This window comes from Calyptranema fuscum S582 (genome assembly GCF_055793305.1).
Genome location: NZ_JBSLYH010000042.1, coordinates 1 through 16,153 on the forward strand (window position 1 = coordinate 1; position 16,153 = coordinate 16,153).

Here is a 16,153-nt window from a genome sequence, read left to right on the forward strand (position 1 = left end):
GGAGATGGGGGAGGTGAGGGTGATGGGGGTGATGGGGGTGATGGGCTTTGCCGTGAGCGTAGCCGAACGGGTGATGGGGGAGGTGATGGTGATGGGCTTTGCCGTGAGCGTAGCCGAACGGGAGATGGGGAGAGGCTAGGGGAACAAAATGTGTCTTGGGGTTCTATTGTTGATGTGCAGTCGTTTGGCGATCGCCTCGATGTTCTCGTTCCGTCTCACGCGGCTGGGGAGGTCGCGGTTCGCGATATTTTTGCGCACCATCAACTCCCGCTCAACGATATTCAACGGGCAGAAGCGACGTTAGAAAATGTTTTTGTTACACGGTTGCGGCAACAGGGTGCAGACCCGCCGTTTATTCCGTTCCCTCTGGGGTCTACGACGCAACGGGCTAAGCGGAATGAACGTAAGTTGGCGATCGAAACGCGCAAGCTGAGTAAGGTGTTTGGTGATTTTCAAGCCGTCAAAGAGGTGACGCTAGAGGTTCGCTATGGGGAGATTTATGGGCTGTTAGGTGCCAATGGGGCAGGTAAAACGACCACGATTAAAATGTTGTGTGGGTTACTTACGCCCAGTGGCGGTGCGATCGCGTTGGCAGGAGAAACGCAAGACTTGCGTAGCCCTGATCTGCGCCGTCGGATCGGCTATATGAGCCAGAAATTTACGCTGTATGATGACCTATCGATCGTGCAAAATCTAGAATTCTATTGCGGGGTCTATGGCATTCCGCGCCATGTCCGACGTGACAAAATTGCCTGGGTGCTGAAGATCTGTGGTCTGGAAGGTCAAGAACATATGCTAACGGGGCGCTTGCCGGGGGGCTGGAAACAGCGGGTTGCTTTTGGTGCCTCGGTGATGCACGAACCCGAAATTTTGTTTTTGGATGAACCGACGTCTGGCGTTGATCCCCTGGCGCGACGTCAGTTTTGGCGCTTGATTGAAGATTTTGCGCGTCGGGGAACGGCAGTGTTAGTGACGACCCATTATTTAGAAGAGGCAGAGCATTGTAATTACATGGGATTTCTGGTAGCCGGAACGGTGGTTGCCCAGGGTTCTCCCAGTGAGGTCAAGGCAGCACAACCCGGACAATTGATTGAACTGGTGACAAATCATAACCAGACGGCGTCTGACTTTCTTAAAACGCAAATTGAACCCTGGCGAGTTTCTATTTTTGGCGATCGCCTGCATCTGGTTCTCGATCATCCCGATCGCGACATTCCCCAGATTGAAACGTGGTTGGGCGACTATAAACGAGCGAATGGACAGTTTCTCGAAATTCAGTCTATGCGTCCGGTTCCTTTCTCGTTAGAAGATGCTTTTATTGGCATTGTGCAAAGAGCTAAACCGTCTTGAGGACGCAAATCCCATAGTACTTGCGAGAGCCGCGCGGAGCGCGGCTCTCGCAAAAATAACTCTGTATTCAGCAACGCCGGTCGGAAAACGTGAACTCACAGTTTTTTTAAGCTTTGTCTCAATCTTTTATAGCAATTTCAACTACTTTTACCCATATTTGGTTAAGATGCCTAGCAGCCTAGCTAGCAAATATCTGGGCATTGCCGAATCGTAGTCTTACAAATTCACACCAAATTTGAAACACTACGATTGGATTTGCCGCTGAGATGCCAGGGTAAACTTTTGATGCAAGGGATGCAGCCCCACTTACTCTTGCTCAGGCGATCGCCTGAGATCGTACAGCGACTAAGCATTGGCTCAAAATTTTAGTGGGTTCCATGGTGAGTGTGAGTTCCAACGAGACGGATCGATTAGAAGCTCTGCGGCGTTACCGAATTCTTGATACCCCTCCCGAGGAGGTATTGGACGACCTGACAACGCTGGCTGCTTATATTTGCGGAACTCCGTTTGCACTGATCTGCCTGATCGATGCAGATCGGTTGTGGTTTAAGTCCAAAGTGGGCTGGGACATTTCTGAGCTGCCGAGAGATTTTGGGTTTTGTGCCCATGCCATTCTCCAACCCGAACAGGTGTTGGTCGTGCCGGACACGACGGCAGATGAGCGCTTTGTCAGCAATCCTATTGTTACGGCTGAGCCATTTATTCGGTTTTATGCCGGTACGCCGCTGGTGAATCCCGATGGATTTGCGATTGGAACCCTGTGTATTTGCGATCGCATTCCTCGACAGATCAGCCCCGATCAGATTGATGCTCTGCGGGTTTTGGGACGTCAGGTGATTATGCATCTGGAATTGCAGGCAAATGTGTCCCATCTTGAACGCACGATTACTCGACAAAAGCGAGTCGAAAAAGCATTGCATGATAGCAATCAACGGTTTCGTCAAACCCTGCGCGAACTGCAACAAACCCAGTCACAACTGATCCAAACAGAAAAGATGTCGAGTTTGGGGCAAATGGTGGCAGGGGTTGCCCATGAGATCAACAATCCGGTCAGCTTTGTCTATGGCAACCTCACCTATGTCAACCGCTACATTCAAGATTTGTTTGAACTAGTTGTTTTATATCAGCGGCACTATCCTCAGCCTGCGCCTGAAATTCAGAGATATGCCGAAGCGATCGACCTCAATTTTCTCTGCGAAGATCTGCCTAAAATTCTGGCGTCTATGAAAATGGGAGCCGATCGGATTCGTCAGATCGTTCTCTCTCTGCGTAATTTTTCTCGAATTGATGAAACCGAACGAAAAGCCGTTGATATCCATCAAGGGATTGAAAGTACTCTATTGATTTTGCAGCATCGATTGAAGCCTGCCGCTCATCGTCCTGGGATTGACGTGATCAAACAGTATGGTACTTTACCCGACGTTGAGTGCTATGCCGGACAGATGAATCAGGTGTTTATGAACATTTTGAGCAATGCTATTGATGCATTAGATCAAACAAATGTAGATCATCCGTTGCCAGACGCAACGGCACCAGCCGCACAGATTGTGATTCGTACAGATGTGACTAGCTTGCAGGGTACGATTCCTGCCATTCTGATTGCGATCGCAGATAATGGTCCCGGCATTCCCTTAGATGTAAAAGAACGCATTTTTGACCCCTTCTTTACGACCAAACCGATTGGTAAAGGCACAGGGTTGGGGTTGTCGATTAGCTATCAGATTGTTGTAGAGAGGCACGGAGGTCTATTGCGCTGTCTTTCAAAACCAGGTCAGGGCACCGAATTTCAGCTGACCATTCCCATCAAAGCCTCTGCCGAAGCCTCTGATCAATGGGCTCAGGACATCAGTGTTTCCTCGTCTCATCTCAAATCCAGTTGATTTGTATATAGCGATATAGCGCTGTGCGGGTTGATTCAGTACAGTGTTGTGGGGCGCTCCGCGCCCCACAACACTGTTGCTCTTGCACATTGCTTCAGCACTGGAAGATTTACTTGACACCCAGAACTTGCTTCGCTTTCTTCATATATCTCTCTCGATCGGCAAGTCCGTTTGTGCCACCATTGACTAGCCGGGTCACTTTCATCAGATCATCTTTATCTGCCCAGGCATTAATCTTGCGAGTGCTCCAATACCAGCCTGCCGCAGTGACGGCATACTGCGGCGACTCAACCAGTTCAGGTTTGGCAACAAAATCTACACCCATTGCCTTGGAAAACTGAGCATAGTTAGACCGACCCGTCAGCTGAATTACCCCTCTACCCATATAGCGTGCGCCATCGCCCTTCTGCGTGTTACCCAGCGTTGTTGCCAATCGAGACGGAGGCTCATACCGCTTTTGGGCATCTGTGGGACCCCAGATCTCTCGCAGGTAGCGAAATCCACCACTTTCGTGCAACACTTGACCCAAAAAATGAGCAATTCGCAACGGTGTATTAATCTCAAATTTTTCTAGCGTCAGGTTAATACCGGGCATCATCATCGTTACCCGATCTTTTAGCTTGGTTGAGCCAATAATGCTCAGCATCTGGTCGAGCGTAATGAATTGTTTTTGCGATGAAAGATTGACCTTGGCATCCACTACATCGGCATCGGGTTGGTCTTCTCGTAAGACAAATAAGCGTGTGTAGGGTTCTGTGCCCGCAGGGCAGGCAGGCAACTCAGACAACACCCGAATATACTTGTCAACCTCTTCATCCAAAGGGTCGAGTTTGGGTAGCTTTTGCTGCATCAATTCCAGCAGACGGCTCGTACCGCCATTGCGATACTGCTCCATGGTAAACGCACTGCTGTAGATTCCTTGATAAGGCGGGGCACCGGCTGGAGTGGGCGGTAAGCCCGTTAGCTTACGAATGGATCGGTCAATAAAATAATCAGCTTCATGGGGTGGGTCGGGTAATTCTAGAAGCAGTTGTTCTAACCGTGCTAAACCTAGATTTCGGTAAGCATTTACCTTTGCGTCTTCCATATATGTCACCCTAAATTTGGATTAAAGAGTACGTCAAGATGCCCCACTGATGACAGATTGCATTGAAAACCGCTGGTGCTGTTGGGGGACAGCTTAACATCCACTTTAGAGTTCCCCAACTTATTGATGAGTATGACACGAATTTTCTTTGTTTCTATAAAATCATGTCGTCTCTACCTGAATGGCTGGTCAATCCTTGTATAAGCTACGCCCTCAAACCCAACTGGTGATGTTCAAAAGCGCGGCTCTCTCTCAACACCTTGTCCTGTGTGCAATTGGGAATGGCTGTAATCATGTTTCGGATAGGTTTTTGCTGCGAACGCGATCGCCACTAGCCGATTTCAAATGAATCACCGAGTGTAAGCAATCCAGTAGTTCTTTTGCTGTATAGGGTTTGGATAGAAATGCTTTGACATTAGAGCCGATTTCTTGTGCCAGATGACTATTTGAAATGAGACCGCTGGTGGCAATCACCTTGACGTGAGGATTGAGGGTTTGTAAGTTGCGAATGGCAGTTAACCCATCCATAGATGGCATCATAATATCCATCAGCACCACATGAATCTGATGGGCATATTCGGCATAGCGTGCGATCGCCTCAATCCCTTCGCTGGCAACGATGACGCGGTAATTGTAGTCTTCTAAAGTCGTTTGCGTAACTTGCCGAATCAACGGTTCATCATCGACCACTAAAACAAGCTCTTGGTTGCCCTGCAAAAGCCTTAATTCATCAACTCTGGGCATGATAACGTCGGCGATCGCAGGTAAATACACCTTAAATTGAGTTCCCTTACCGACTTCGCTATAGACTTTTACAAACCCGCCGTGGTTTTTCACAATGCCCAAAACCGTTGAGAGTCCCAGCCCCGTTCCTTTACCCACCTCCTTCGTTGTAAAAAAGGGATCAAAAATTCGATCCATCAATTCCGGCAAAATTCCCGTTCCGGTGTCTGCCACCGTAACCACCACGTAAGAACCAATATGGGCTTCCAGGTTCATGCGGGTATACGCCGTATCAATCACTTGATTTTCGACCGACAGGCTGAGAATGCCACCCTCAGGCATGGCATCGCGAGCATTGACACAGAGATTCATCAATACTTGATGCAATTGGGTCGCATCGGCAGAAACCGTCCACAGATCGATGCTGGGGATATTTCGATGAATTTCAATCGTTTTGGGGAACGTTTCCCGAGCCACTTGCAATACTTCGGATAACAAGTGTCTGATCTGTAACGATACGCGTTTTCCTTCTGCCCCTCGTGCAAAAGCCAAAATCTGCTTGACCAGCTCTGCTCCGCGTCTGGCGCTGTCTTCTACCATTTTGAGCATTTGTTGATTGCGCTCATCCAGGTCAGGAAACTTCAAGGGCAGCAATTGGGTGACCGCTAAGATGGGCGTGAGAATGTTATTAAAATCATGGGCAATGCCGCTGGCAAGAGTGCCCAGACTCTCCATGCGTTGAACCCGTAAGAATTGGGCTTCTAGTTGTTTTTTCTCGGTGATATCGGTGCCGACCACCAGAATAGATTTGGGATATCCTGCTTCGTCACGAACTAAGGTGCATCGACTTTCAACGACGATTGGCTTACCGCTTTTGGTAATTTTCTGAAGCTCTCCTTGCCATTGCCCCGTTTTTAGCAGAGTAGCCTCGATCGACTTAATGTTCGGTGATGTGGCACCGGGTTGATACAGCAGATCAATCGCGTTTTTGCCAATGGCTTCGGTGGTTGACCAACCATACAGACGTTCTGCACCTTTATTCCAAAAAAGAATGTGATGATTGAGATCGCGGACACAAATGGCATCAGTTGCCACATCAAGCAAAGCCGCTTGTTCTCGAATAATTTGTTCGATCTGTTTGCGTTCTGTAATATCTTTGGCAAAACAGTAGTGCCCGATCCATTGCTGCTGTTTGTCGTATGTGGTCACCATGACCAATTGTTTGTAGAAACTAGTACCATCTTTGCGAACGCCTCTAGCTTCTACCTCTACTTTGCCATTGCGTAACATTTGTTGATAAGCGATCGCCATCTTCTCTTGATCATCGGGATGAACCGTTTGCTGCCAGGTCATGCCAATCATTTCATCGGGCTGATAACCCACAAGTGCCGCATAAGCCGCATTGACTGAGATATAACGCCCCTGTGGGTCGATTTGTGAGATGCCTTCGACGGCACTTTCGAGGGCATTGCCTAAAATGTGCAGTTCATCTTCTGCTTGCAAGCGATCGGTAATGTCGTTGATCAAAACCAAACTGGCGGGCTTATCTGCAAATGAAAAGGAGTTAATTCTCAACTCCACGTCAATCAAGCTGCCATTTTTTTTGCGGTGTTTCCAAACCCCAACATAGGTGCCTCCGAGCTTTAAAGCGTCTCGGTCTTGGTATAGGGCAGGGATATCTTTATCAGGACGAATATCGGCAATCGTCATGCTCAAAAATTCGTCTTTGCTATAGCCATAGTGGGCGATCGCCGCTTGATTCACCGCCAAAAAAGCCAGTGTTTCCAGGTCAAAGACCCACATCGGGTTGGGGTTACTTTCAAATAGCAGACGATAGCGCTCTTCACTTTCCCGCAGAGCTTGTTCGGCATTGTGCCGTTTTTGCCGTTCTTCTGCTTCCCGCAACTCCCGCTCGACGGCAGGCACTAAACGAGCTAAATTGCCTTTAATTAAGTAATCATGTGCCCCCGCTTTCATTGCTGCAACGGCAATCTCTTCGCCAATTGTGCCAGAGACAATGATAAAGGGAATATCTTGATTATAGTTTTGCAATAGTTTTAGCGCTTCGGGGGCACTGAAGGCAGGGAGAGTATAATCTGCAATGACTACATCCCATTGAGATTGGTCAAGCGCCGCTTGCATAGCGGTTGACGTATCTACCTGGACATAGTCCAGCGTGTAGCCACCCCGACGCAACTCCCGTAAGGTCAGGAGCATGTCATCTTCCGAATCTTCAACAATTAGAACACGCAGGTGAGAGTCCATGTTTGCAATCTCCCGAATCTGCTTTCCTACGACGGTGGGGGTTCGTTCATCAACAGCCAGTACATTCCTAATTGTCGAATTGCCTCGGAAAACTGGACAAAATCTACGGGTTTGCGAATATAACTATTGCAACCCAAACTGTAGCTATTGAGCATATCTTGCTCCTCGCTGGACGTCGTCAAGACGACCACGGGTAATAATCTAGTGAGTTCATCTTCCCGTAAACGGCGCAAAACCTCAAGTCCATCGACGCGAGGAAGCTTGAGATCCAGTAAAATTACGGTTGGCTTAAAGCTCAGATCGCGCCCCTCGTATATTCCTGTGCCAAATAAATAATCGAGAGCTTCGACCCCATCGCGGGCAACAACAATTTGATTGGTAACGTGATGGCGCTTAAGAGCACGAATAGCTAGGGCTTCATCATCTGGATTATCTTCTACTAAAAGAATTGTCTTGTCACCCAGCCTCATGCCTTACTTTCCTCCTCTTGCAATGTAAAGTAAAATGTTGCTCCTTGGTTCATACTCCCTTCTGCCCACACCCGCCCACCAAATCGATGAACAATCCGTTGCACCGTTGCTAACCCGATGCCATTGCCCGGAAAATCATGGACTCCGTGCAGTCGTTGGAAGGGACTAAATAGTTTTTCCCGATAAGCCATATCAAACCCTACACCGTCATCTCGCACAAAGTAAACGGGGTTAGCATCTTGCTGAGGTAACACACCAAATTCAATCGTTGCAACTGGACATTTAGACGTAAATTTCCAGGCATTATTCAGGAGATTTTCTAATACTACCTGTAGCAGATGTGTATCTCCCTGGGCGATTAATCCCGGTTGAATCAAAAATTCTACCTGTCGATTGGGTTGGCTTTGCTGTAACTCGTGGCAAATGCGACTAGCCAGGCGACTTAAGTCTACGGACACAATATGGATGTCACTTCGAGTGACACGGGATAAGGTCAGCAGGTCATCGATCAAGTTTCCCATGCGTTGGGAGGCAGCTCGAATCCGTCGTAAATAGCCCTGCCCGGTTTCGTCTAACTGTTCGAGGCAATCTTCTAAGAGTGCCTGACTGAACCCGTCGATACTGCGTAAAGGGGCACGCAAATCATGGGAAACGGAGTAACTAAACGCTTCTAGCTCTTTGTTGACGGCCTTAAGTTCTAAGATGGCTTGCCGCAACCCCTGGTTCAAGGTCTGGGCTCGTTGTTCAGCTTGCTGGCGTTCGATAATTTCTGCTCGCAGATTTGCCAGGAGTTCGGCGTGTTGCAGGGCGACACCGAGATGGTTGGCAATTTGTCGGACAAATTCAATCTCGATCGCCTGCCACTGACGAGGAGCGCGGCATTGATGGATACAAAGCAATCCCCAAAGATTTTGACCCTGGAGGAGAGGCACAATCAGATTTGCCTTGACCTGAAACTGAGATAAAACGGCAATATGGCAATCGCTCAGCCCTTCATTATATATATCTGAAACCGCTTGAACTCGCCCGTGTTGATAATGAATGGCAAACTGTTCGCCAAAGCAATGGTCATGGATTTTTTGTGCCATGGCAGAGGAAAATTCAGGATCGACATCCTCCGACACAAATTCTCCATCGTCCCAACCTGTGTCGGGATAAAACCGAAACATGCCAACCCGATCGGCGGATAAAAGTTGGCGAATTTCGATGGCAGTAGCCTGAAAAATGGTTTCTAGATCGATTGGCTCTCGCAGACGAGTAATGACACGAAATAGTGTTTTTTGTTGCTCGATCTGGAAATGGGCTTGATTAATTTCTTGTTTTAAGGGGCGTAGTTCGTCCGCCAGGGTTTGCTGGAGTTGCTCAAATGCTACCTCGTCTCGACAAAAGTGTTGTAATTTTGCCAGGGTTTCTGGAGTCATACGTTTCTGTTAGCTAATGGCTTAAAAAATAAAAGGTTAAAGAAGGTTTGGAGTTTTATCTTCAAGATTTGGGCTGAGTGGTAGTGCTTTGGGCTGAAGTCAATTCTGGATGCTATTTAAGATCAATGGAGAGTGGGGCTCGGCAGATCATTGAGGCTGAGACAATGAAAAATTGTGGTAAATATAGGTTGTTTTAGAAATTGGATTGATGCTTAATGCTCATAACTAAAGAGCACAAATTAAATAAAACCCGGACGTTTGTTTGGGTAAGCACGGTGTTGCCATGCTTGCAGAGATAAATGTTTGATCTGAATTAAATCCATGAGCTCAATGCAAAAAGCAAAAACGATAGATGAAATTATGGGGAACTTACCCTGCGTCTTGCGTTTTGTGCTTAGCGCTAGTACACCAACTTAAAAGTTTTAGAGGGGGTGGAGGGGGTAAAACCCCCTCTTGAGGGCGCAGCCCCCAAACCCCGATGTTGCAAAATTTTGTGTTTGCAACACTAGTACACCAACTTAAAAGTTTTAGAGGGGGTGGAGGGGGTAAAACCCCCTCTTGGGGGCGCAGCCCCCAAACCCCGATGTTGCAAAATTTCGTGTTTGCAACACTAAGATGATGGATTGAGTGGCTGCACGGAGCGCAGATTTTGACCTAGTCCCTGTCACAACTCGATGGTGTAAGGCGATATCCCCTTTATCTGTCGTCAGTTCTGCTTAAATCGAGATCAAGCGCATGGCAATTGTGGTTCTATAAAACCGTAATATACCCTGGATTCAGCAACCGTGAGAATAGAACGCGATCGCTTGCACTCTTGCGGTTGCAAATTGCTATATACATTGATGGAGTGATATGAGTTGGTCTGGATTATCTAAGTTTTTCATTGGTGTGGTGTTGGCGATCGCCATCTTATTTTTTGCGGGAGCCAGCGTTGCCCGTTATTTGATGACGCGTCTGGCAGCCCCGCCGCCTCGACCTGTTTTCCCCAACGATTCTCCTTCTCCAACTCCTGTTGCAGCCCAATCTTCGGCGTCACCGCAAGCAAGTGTCTCACCCAGCGAAACCGTATCTCCCAGCGACGAAGCCAGCCCTGAAGCAACACCGGCTGAACCGTCCCCTTCTCCTTCTCTAGCCGCAGGTACCTATAGAGCACGGGTGACCCAACCCATTGGATTGATCTTGCGCCAGGAACCTAGCCGCGACTCTAATGAACTGGGCGGAGTTGATTACAACGAAGAGGTAACGGTTTTAGAAACCAGCTCTGATGGCGAGTGGTTGAGAGTTCGGCTGGGAGACAGTGGGATTGAAGGGTGGGTAAAAGCCGGAAATACAACGCAAATTGACTAATCTGGCACTCAGGGCTTATAGGGCTACGCAGATAAAACCAGGCGGATGATGTGTGAAAAGCGGCACGCGGCACCGCTTTTCAATCTATTAATGGCATCAGGCTATAGTTCAGCGCACAGCGTTATTACAGCAAAATTGACGAGAAACCGGAAATCAGTTCCTTAATTAGGAGCATTCAATCAAGATTGTGAAGTGTCAGACAATCATGCTTTAGATGAGCAAACGTACTGCTACCTTGTAGATTAAGATTGTTATATTAATAAATATGTAGGGTGATCCGCAACGTGACATTCATACTGGACAGATGACTCTGGGCTGCTGATCGAACCGGATACTTTGCCTGAGGGTGCAGTTCCTCAGCAGACATTCTTTTTGGCATACCTGATTTTCAACCTTGGTGGCTGACGAAGAGTCTTCAGTTTAATCAGTCCTCCATCTAGGGCAGTTTTGAAAATGCTGACGAGCTGACCCGTCTGGTTGAGAGTACAGCTTTTAAATCTCGTGGATTAAATCAGATCGACTATTGAAGTGTTTGCAGGGGCAAACGACCGTTTGTCCGTACAACACATCCTCGATGTTATTTAATTCCCATTCCTAAATCTCTTTATTCATAAAGTTTAGTATTGACGCTCCAGTAATTCAATGGCGATATTTAAAATGCTATGGATAGGTATTCTCAAAAAACACATCGAGCTGATATTTTACTGGTAGATGATACGCCAGAAAATATTAGGTTTTTGTCGATTATGCTCCTTGATCAAGGGTATCAAGTTCGCAAAGCTTTAAATGGACACATGGCTTTAGTTGCGGCTCAAACCCTGCCTCCTGACTTGATATTACTAGATATTAATATGCCGGGAATGAGTGGTTATGACGTTTGCAGGCAGCTAAAAGACGATGAAAGAACCCGTTCTATTCCTATCATTTTTCTAAGCGCGTTGAGCGATCTAAATGATAAAGTGCAAGCGTTTCAATCTGGAGGGATTGACTTTATTACTAAGCCATTTCAATTTGAAGAAGTTTTAGTTCGAATTGAGACACAACTCACTATTCGCGATTTGCAAACTCAACTTCAAACTCAAAATTTACAGTTAAAACAAGCATTAGCTGAATTAAAAAATACACAAGCTAACTTAATCCAAAAAGAAAAAATGGTTGGGTTAGGGCAGTTGGTGGCTGGGGTGGCACACGAAATTAATAATCCGATTAGTTTTATATCGGGAAATCTAAAACCTGCCCATCAATATATTCAAAAGTTACTTGATTTATTAAAAATTTATCAGCAAGAATATCCTGAACCTACGGATACCATTAAACAGGCGATCGCAGATATAGATTTAGACTTTACGATTTTAGATCTAAAGAAATTAATGGGCTCTATGCAAGCCGGAGTCGATCGCATTCGTTCAATTATTCTGGCTTTGCGTATATTTTCTCGCCTGGGTGAATCAGATATCAAAGCGATCGATATTCATGAAGGAATTGACAGCACATTAGTTCTCTTGCAACATCGCCTCAATCGAACCAGTTCGTCTCCAGAAATTAGGATTTTAAAAAATTACGATCATTTACCGTTAATCACGTGTTATGCCAGCCAGATGAACCAGGTATTCTTGCATTTATTAAATAATGCGATCGATGCATTGGAGCTTAAATTTGATGAGAATAATCATGCTGATGAGATTCCAACGATTTGGATTCGTACAGAAATCACAAGTTCTTCAACTATTTCAATTCGGATCAAAGACAACGGGGTAGGTATTGCAGACGAAGGGCGATCGCGTTTGTTTAATCCCTTTTTTACGACTAAACCTGTAGGACAGGGATCGGGCCTGGGGTTAGCTACGAGTTATCAAATTATTGTTGAGAAACACAATGGTAATTTGACCTGTGAATCTGTGTTAGGCGAAGGCACAGAGTTTATTATTAGCATTCCCCAGATCCTTAAAAATTAGGATTCAGCAATATAGCGATCCTATTTGATTTGTGAATCTGATCAGTTGTGAAAGCGCCCGCCCTTCGGGCGGGCGCTTTCACAACTGATTCAGGATTGCTATGTATAGGGTTCATATTTTTCAGGGGCGCGGCTCAGCCGCGCCCCTGAAAAATATGAACTTGATTAAACCGCGATCAAACTAACCATTACTTAGGGCATTCTAACGATTCACGTGTATTAACCCCTGTGACAGGATTTGTTCCACTGGCAGATTGACATAATAAAGCAATTTGATCGCGATCGAGGAGTGCAAAACTAAAGTCAGCCCCCGTTACTATTGCATCCCGAAATCTAGATTTGAGCAGCATCGCAGAGGTCAAAATTGCATCACTCAGATCGGCACCCGATAGGTCACTTAAATAAGCAATACCGTTGCTAAAATTGGCACCTTTTAACTTTGCGCGGGTTAGGTTAGAGCCATTAAAAACAGCACCTCGTAGATCAGCATTGCTAAAGTCAGCCGCAATCAGTCTGGCATTATTAAATTCTGCTTCTACCAAATTTTGACCTGAATAGTCTTGGGTCGTTGCTTCGACATCGTCATAGGCTCGAATTGCTGCGGAACTGGCAGCTTGAGCAGGTAGTGGAAGCGTTGTTAATCCGATAGATACGCTTAAGAAAAATCCAAGAAAAAACTGAAATACACGCATAGTTACCAAAATCGCTCAATTGCTCGTTTCCATTACAGTTTCATTATTTCATCCCTACCCCTTTACGCGAAAGACAAATGCTAAAGGTTGCTTATCCGGGCGCTGAACCTGGCTTGATCGTGCCGCTACTTAAATAACTCGCCCAGCGAATTCGCAGCGAAGACAGCAGAGATTGCTACAATGAACTCCTTATTAAAGAGGAAAGAAAAAACACCGGAAATCCGGTTTGCATCGTTTTTCTCCTCGATTTTGTGTAAGGTTGGCTCTCCCCATGTCGCAGCATTTCTTTGATTCTGACAACAACGGCTACAAATCCTTTGAACTTCCCGGCGCACGCCCCCATTACAACCCCGATCGCCCCGGTCAGGTGCAACACATTGCGCTTGATTTAGCGTTAGATATTCCTAACCAACGCTATCAGGGGACTTGTAAAATCCAGATCAATCCCGTTCGCAGTGGCATTGATCGGCTGATCTTAGATGCGGTCAACCTTACGATTGAATCGGTCAAAATTGGCAAAACAGCCCAGACATTTGACTATGATGGCGAGCAACTCCAGATTCATTTGAAACAACCCAGCACAGCCGGGAAAGTAATTGAACTGGCGATCGCCTATGCCAACGACCATCCCCAACGCGGCATTTACTTTATTGCTCCCGATCAGCACTATCCCCACAAACCGATTCAGGTGTGGACACAAGGCGAAGATGAAGACTCCCGCTTTTGGTTCCCTTGTTTCGACTATCCCGGACAACTGGCAACCTCTGAAATTCGTGTACGGGTTCCCAAACATCTAATTGCCATTTCTAACGGAGACCTGATCGACACTCAAGCAGACGGAACCGACAAAATCTACCACTGGTCACAAAAAGAAGTCCACCCTACTTACCTGATGACGCTGGCAGTCGGAGACTTTGCCGAACTGCGTGACGAATGGCAAGGCAAACCCGTGACCTATTATGTCGAAAAGGGACGCGAAGACGATGCCCGTCGCAGTATGGGCAAAACGCCTGAGATGATCGAGTTTTTTAGCGAAACCTTTGGCTATCCTTATCCCTATCCCAAATACGCACAAGTTTGCGTAGACGATTTCATTTTTGGGGGCATGGAAAATACCTCCACCACGCTTCTGACCGATCGCTGTTTGTTAGACGAACGGGCAGCCCTGGATAACCGAGGCACGGAATCCCTGGTTGCCCACGAACTGGCGCATCAATGGTTTGGCGATCTGGTGGTGATTAAACACTGGTCTCATGCCTGGATTAAAGAAGGCATGGCGTCTTATTCAGAAGTATTGTGGACAGATCACGAATACGGCAAAGATGCTGCTGCCTACTATCTATTGGGCGAAGCACGAAGCTACATTTCGGAAGACAGCAACCGCTACCGTCGCCCCATTGTCACCCATATTTATCGAGAAGCGATCGAACTGTACGATCGCCATTTGTATGAAAAAGGGGCGTGCGTCTATCACATGATTCGGGCAGAACTGGGTGACGAGTTGTTTTTTAGCGCCATCCATACGTTCGTCAACGACAACGCCCACCGCACGGTAGAAACAATTGATCTCTTAAGGGCGATCGAAAAAGCTACCGGACGCAACTTGCAGTTTTTGTTTGATCAATACGTTTTTCGCGGCGGCCATCCCGATTATAAAGTTGCCTATAGCTGGGATAACGACAGCAAACTGGCAAAACTAACCATCACCCAAACCCAAGCCAAGGAAGGTGAAACCGGGTTGAGTAGCGGGTTGTTTGACCTGAAAATTCCCCTGGCGTTTGGCTTTGTCAACGATACCAACGGAGACGCGAAAAAGGATAAGGGCAAAAAGTCCAAGGACAAACATGCCGAGAAATCCGCACCCGCTGACATTGCGGCTACATCGTTCCAAACCTTTACCGTTCGGGTGCATGAGCGAGAGCAAAGTTTCTATTTTCCCCTGGAAAACAAGCCCCAGTTCATTTGTTTTGATGCTGGCAACGCGATCTTAAAAACCGTGTCGCTCGAATATCCTGTGGCAGAACTGCAAGCCCAGTTGAAGTATGCGCCTGACCCCGTTGCCCGGATTCAGGCGGCTGAGGCGTTAGCCAAGAAAGCAGGGTTAGAAGCGGTCAAAGCCCTGGCTGAAGCGCTCGAAACCGATAGGTTTTGGGGTGTGCGGGCAGAAGTGGCTGAGCATCTGGCATCGATCAAACTTGACCAGGCATTGCAGGAATTGGTAAAAGGTCTCAAAGACGACGAAGCCAGAGTGCGTCGGGCAGTGGTCGAGGCGATCGCCAGCGTTAAAGCACCCGATAGTTACAAAGCATTGAAAGCGATCGCTGAAAAAGGTGATCCCAGCTACTACGTCGAAGCGTCTGCATTACGCAGTTTGGGTGGCTTTGCTGCCAGCCCACTCAACGGCAAATCGAAAGAAGAGAAAATTCTTAAATTGCTGAAAGAGGTGCTGGAACATCGGGCAGGTTGGAATGAAACGGTACGCAGTGGGGCGATCGCCGGACTCAGCCAACTCAAAACGTCGGAAGCAGCCCTTGATCTGATTCTGGACTATACGACCCCAGGCATTCCCCAACCGCTGCGGCTGGCAGCAATCCGGGCACTGGGTACTATCTCTACGGGGCAGAGCAAACCTAATTTAGAACGCATCCTCAATCGCTTATCGGAGCTAGCCGATGACGCTTTCTTTTTGACTCAGGTAGCCGTTGTGATTGCTCTGGGACAAATGGAAACGACTAAAGCGATCGGCATTTTGCACTCCCTGACCGAACGTACCCCAGATGGTCGCGTGCGCCGGATTGCCGAAGAAGCCGTCCAACGGGTTCAAAAAGCTGCCGGACAAGACCAGGCTGTGAAAAAGCTGCAAGAAGAACTGGATCAGCTGAAGAAAGACAACCAGGATCTAAAGAGTCGGCTAGAAAATCTGGAGGCAAAAGTGAAGTAGGAATTTGAGAAGACATCCACCTG

The 16,153-nt window shown here is 47.2% G+C and carries 10 protein-coding genes; 5 read left to right on the top strand and 5 right to left on the bottom strand.

The features are described 5' to 3' along the window. Both ACR6Z4_RS23675 and ACR6Z4_RS23680 read left to right on the top strand, forming a co-directional pair. Positions 1-1,350 (top strand): ABC transporter ATP-binding protein (locus ACR6Z4_RS23675; RefSeq protein WP_479719800.1); only part of this gene is annotated, 1,350 nt, incomplete at its 5' end. Between the two features lie 377 nt (positions 1,351-1,727). Further along, positions 1,728-3,230, top strand: coding sequence for an ATP-binding protein (locus ACR6Z4_RS23680; protein ID WP_479719801.1), 1,503 nt, complete (start codon positions 1,728-1,730; stop codon positions 3,228-3,230). 109 nt (positions 3,231-3,339) lie between these two features. Here ACR6Z4_RS23680 and ACR6Z4_RS23685 read toward each other — a convergent pair whose 3' ends face one another. From ACR6Z4_RS23685 to ACR6Z4_RS23700, 4 genes are all read right to left on the bottom strand, one after another. Then, positions 3,340-4,317 (bottom strand): glycoside hydrolase family 19 protein, encoded by a 978-nt coding sequence (locus ACR6Z4_RS23685; protein ID WP_479719802.1) that lies wholly within the window; start codon positions 4,315-4,317, stop codon positions 3,340-3,342. A gap of 291 nt (positions 4,318-4,608) precedes the next feature. After that, positions 4,609-7,305, bottom strand: a complete 2,697-nt coding sequence (locus tag ACR6Z4_RS23690) for a PAS domain-containing hybrid sensor histidine kinase/response regulator (protein ID WP_479719803.1) — start codon at positions 7,303-7,305, stop codon at positions 4,609-4,611. A gap of 26 nt (positions 7,306-7,331) precedes the next feature. Next, positions 7,332-7,775 carry a response regulator gene (locus tag ACR6Z4_RS23695; RefSeq protein ID WP_479719804.1) on the bottom strand — a complete coding sequence of 148 codons (444 nt, stop codon included), beginning with the start codon at positions 7,773-7,775 and terminating at the stop codon, positions 7,332-7,334. Then, positions 7,772-9,196: a GAF domain-containing protein gene (locus tag ACR6Z4_RS23700; protein ID WP_479719805.1), complete on the bottom strand. Its 1,425-nt coding sequence runs from the start codon at positions 9,194-9,196 to the stop codon at positions 7,772-7,774. The genes ACR6Z4_RS23695 and ACR6Z4_RS23700 overlap by 4 nt, the downstream gene beginning before the upstream one ends. Positions 9,197-10,048: 852 nt before the next feature. Between ACR6Z4_RS23700 and ACR6Z4_RS23705 the strand changes: the two genes are divergently transcribed. Both ACR6Z4_RS23705 and ACR6Z4_RS23710 read left to right on the top strand, forming a co-directional pair. After that, a complete protein-coding gene (locus ACR6Z4_RS23705; RefSeq protein ID WP_479719806.1) occupies positions 10,049-10,543 on the top strand; it encodes an SH3 domain-containing protein in 495 nt (164 codons plus the stop codon). A gap of 662 nt (positions 10,544-11,205) precedes the next feature. Continuing rightward, positions 11,206-12,498, top strand: a complete 1,293-nt coding sequence (locus ACR6Z4_RS23710; protein ID WP_479719807.1) for a sensor histidine kinase — start codon at positions 11,206-11,208, stop codon at positions 12,496-12,498. Positions 12,499-12,685: 187 nt separating this feature from the next. Here the strand turns inward: ACR6Z4_RS23710 and ACR6Z4_RS23715 are convergent, their stop codons facing one another. Then, on the bottom strand, positions 12,686-13,189 hold the full coding sequence (locus ACR6Z4_RS23715) for a pentapeptide repeat-containing protein (protein WP_479719808.1): 504 nt from the start codon (positions 13,187-13,189) through the stop codon (positions 12,686-12,688). A gap of 271 nt (positions 13,190-13,460) precedes the next feature. On the opposite strand from ACR6Z4_RS23715, the gene ACR6Z4_RS23720 reads away from it, so the two are divergent. After that, positions 13,461-16,130, top strand: a complete 2,670-nt coding sequence (locus ACR6Z4_RS23720) for a M1 family aminopeptidase (RefSeq protein ID WP_479719809.1) — start codon at positions 13,461-13,463, stop codon at positions 16,128-16,130. Positions 16,131-16,153 lie beyond the last annotated feature (23 nt).

Excerpts from the sequence above, each read along its gene's own strand:
- ACR6Z4_RS23700 (WP_479719805.1), bottom strand. The coding sequence starts at position 9,196 with ATGACTCCAGAAACCCTGGCAAAATTACAACACTTTTGTCGAGACGAG.
- ACR6Z4_RS23695 (WP_479719804.1), bottom strand. The coding sequence starts at position 7,775 with ATGAGGCTGGGTGACAAGACAATTCTTTTAGTAGAAGATAATCCAGAT.
- ACR6Z4_RS23690 (WP_479719803.1), bottom strand. The coding sequence starts at position 7,305 with ATGGACTCTCACCTGCGTGTTCTAATTGTTGAAGATTCGGAAGATGAC.
- ACR6Z4_RS23715 (WP_479719808.1), bottom strand. The coding sequence starts at position 13,189 with ATGCGTGTATTTCAGTTTTTTCTTGGATTTTTCTTAAGCGTATCTATC.
- ACR6Z4_RS23685 (WP_479719802.1), bottom strand. The coding sequence starts at position 4,317 with ATGGAAGACGCAAAGGTAAATGCTTACCGAAATCTAGGTTTAGCACGG.
- ACR6Z4_RS23705 (WP_479719806.1), top strand. The coding sequence starts at position 10,049 with ATGAGTTGGTCTGGATTATCTAAGTTTTTCATTGGTGTGGTGTTGGCG.
- ACR6Z4_RS23710 (WP_479719807.1), top strand. The coding sequence starts at position 11,206 with ATGGATAGGTATTCTCAAAAAACACATCGAGCTGATATTTTACTGGTA.
- ACR6Z4_RS23680 (WP_479719801.1), top strand. The coding sequence starts at position 1,728 with ATGGTGAGTGTGAGTTCCAACGAGACGGATCGATTAGAAGCTCTGCGG.
- ACR6Z4_RS23720 (WP_479719809.1), top strand. The coding sequence starts at position 13,461 with ATGTCGCAGCATTTCTTTGATTCTGACAACAACGGCTACAAATCCTTT.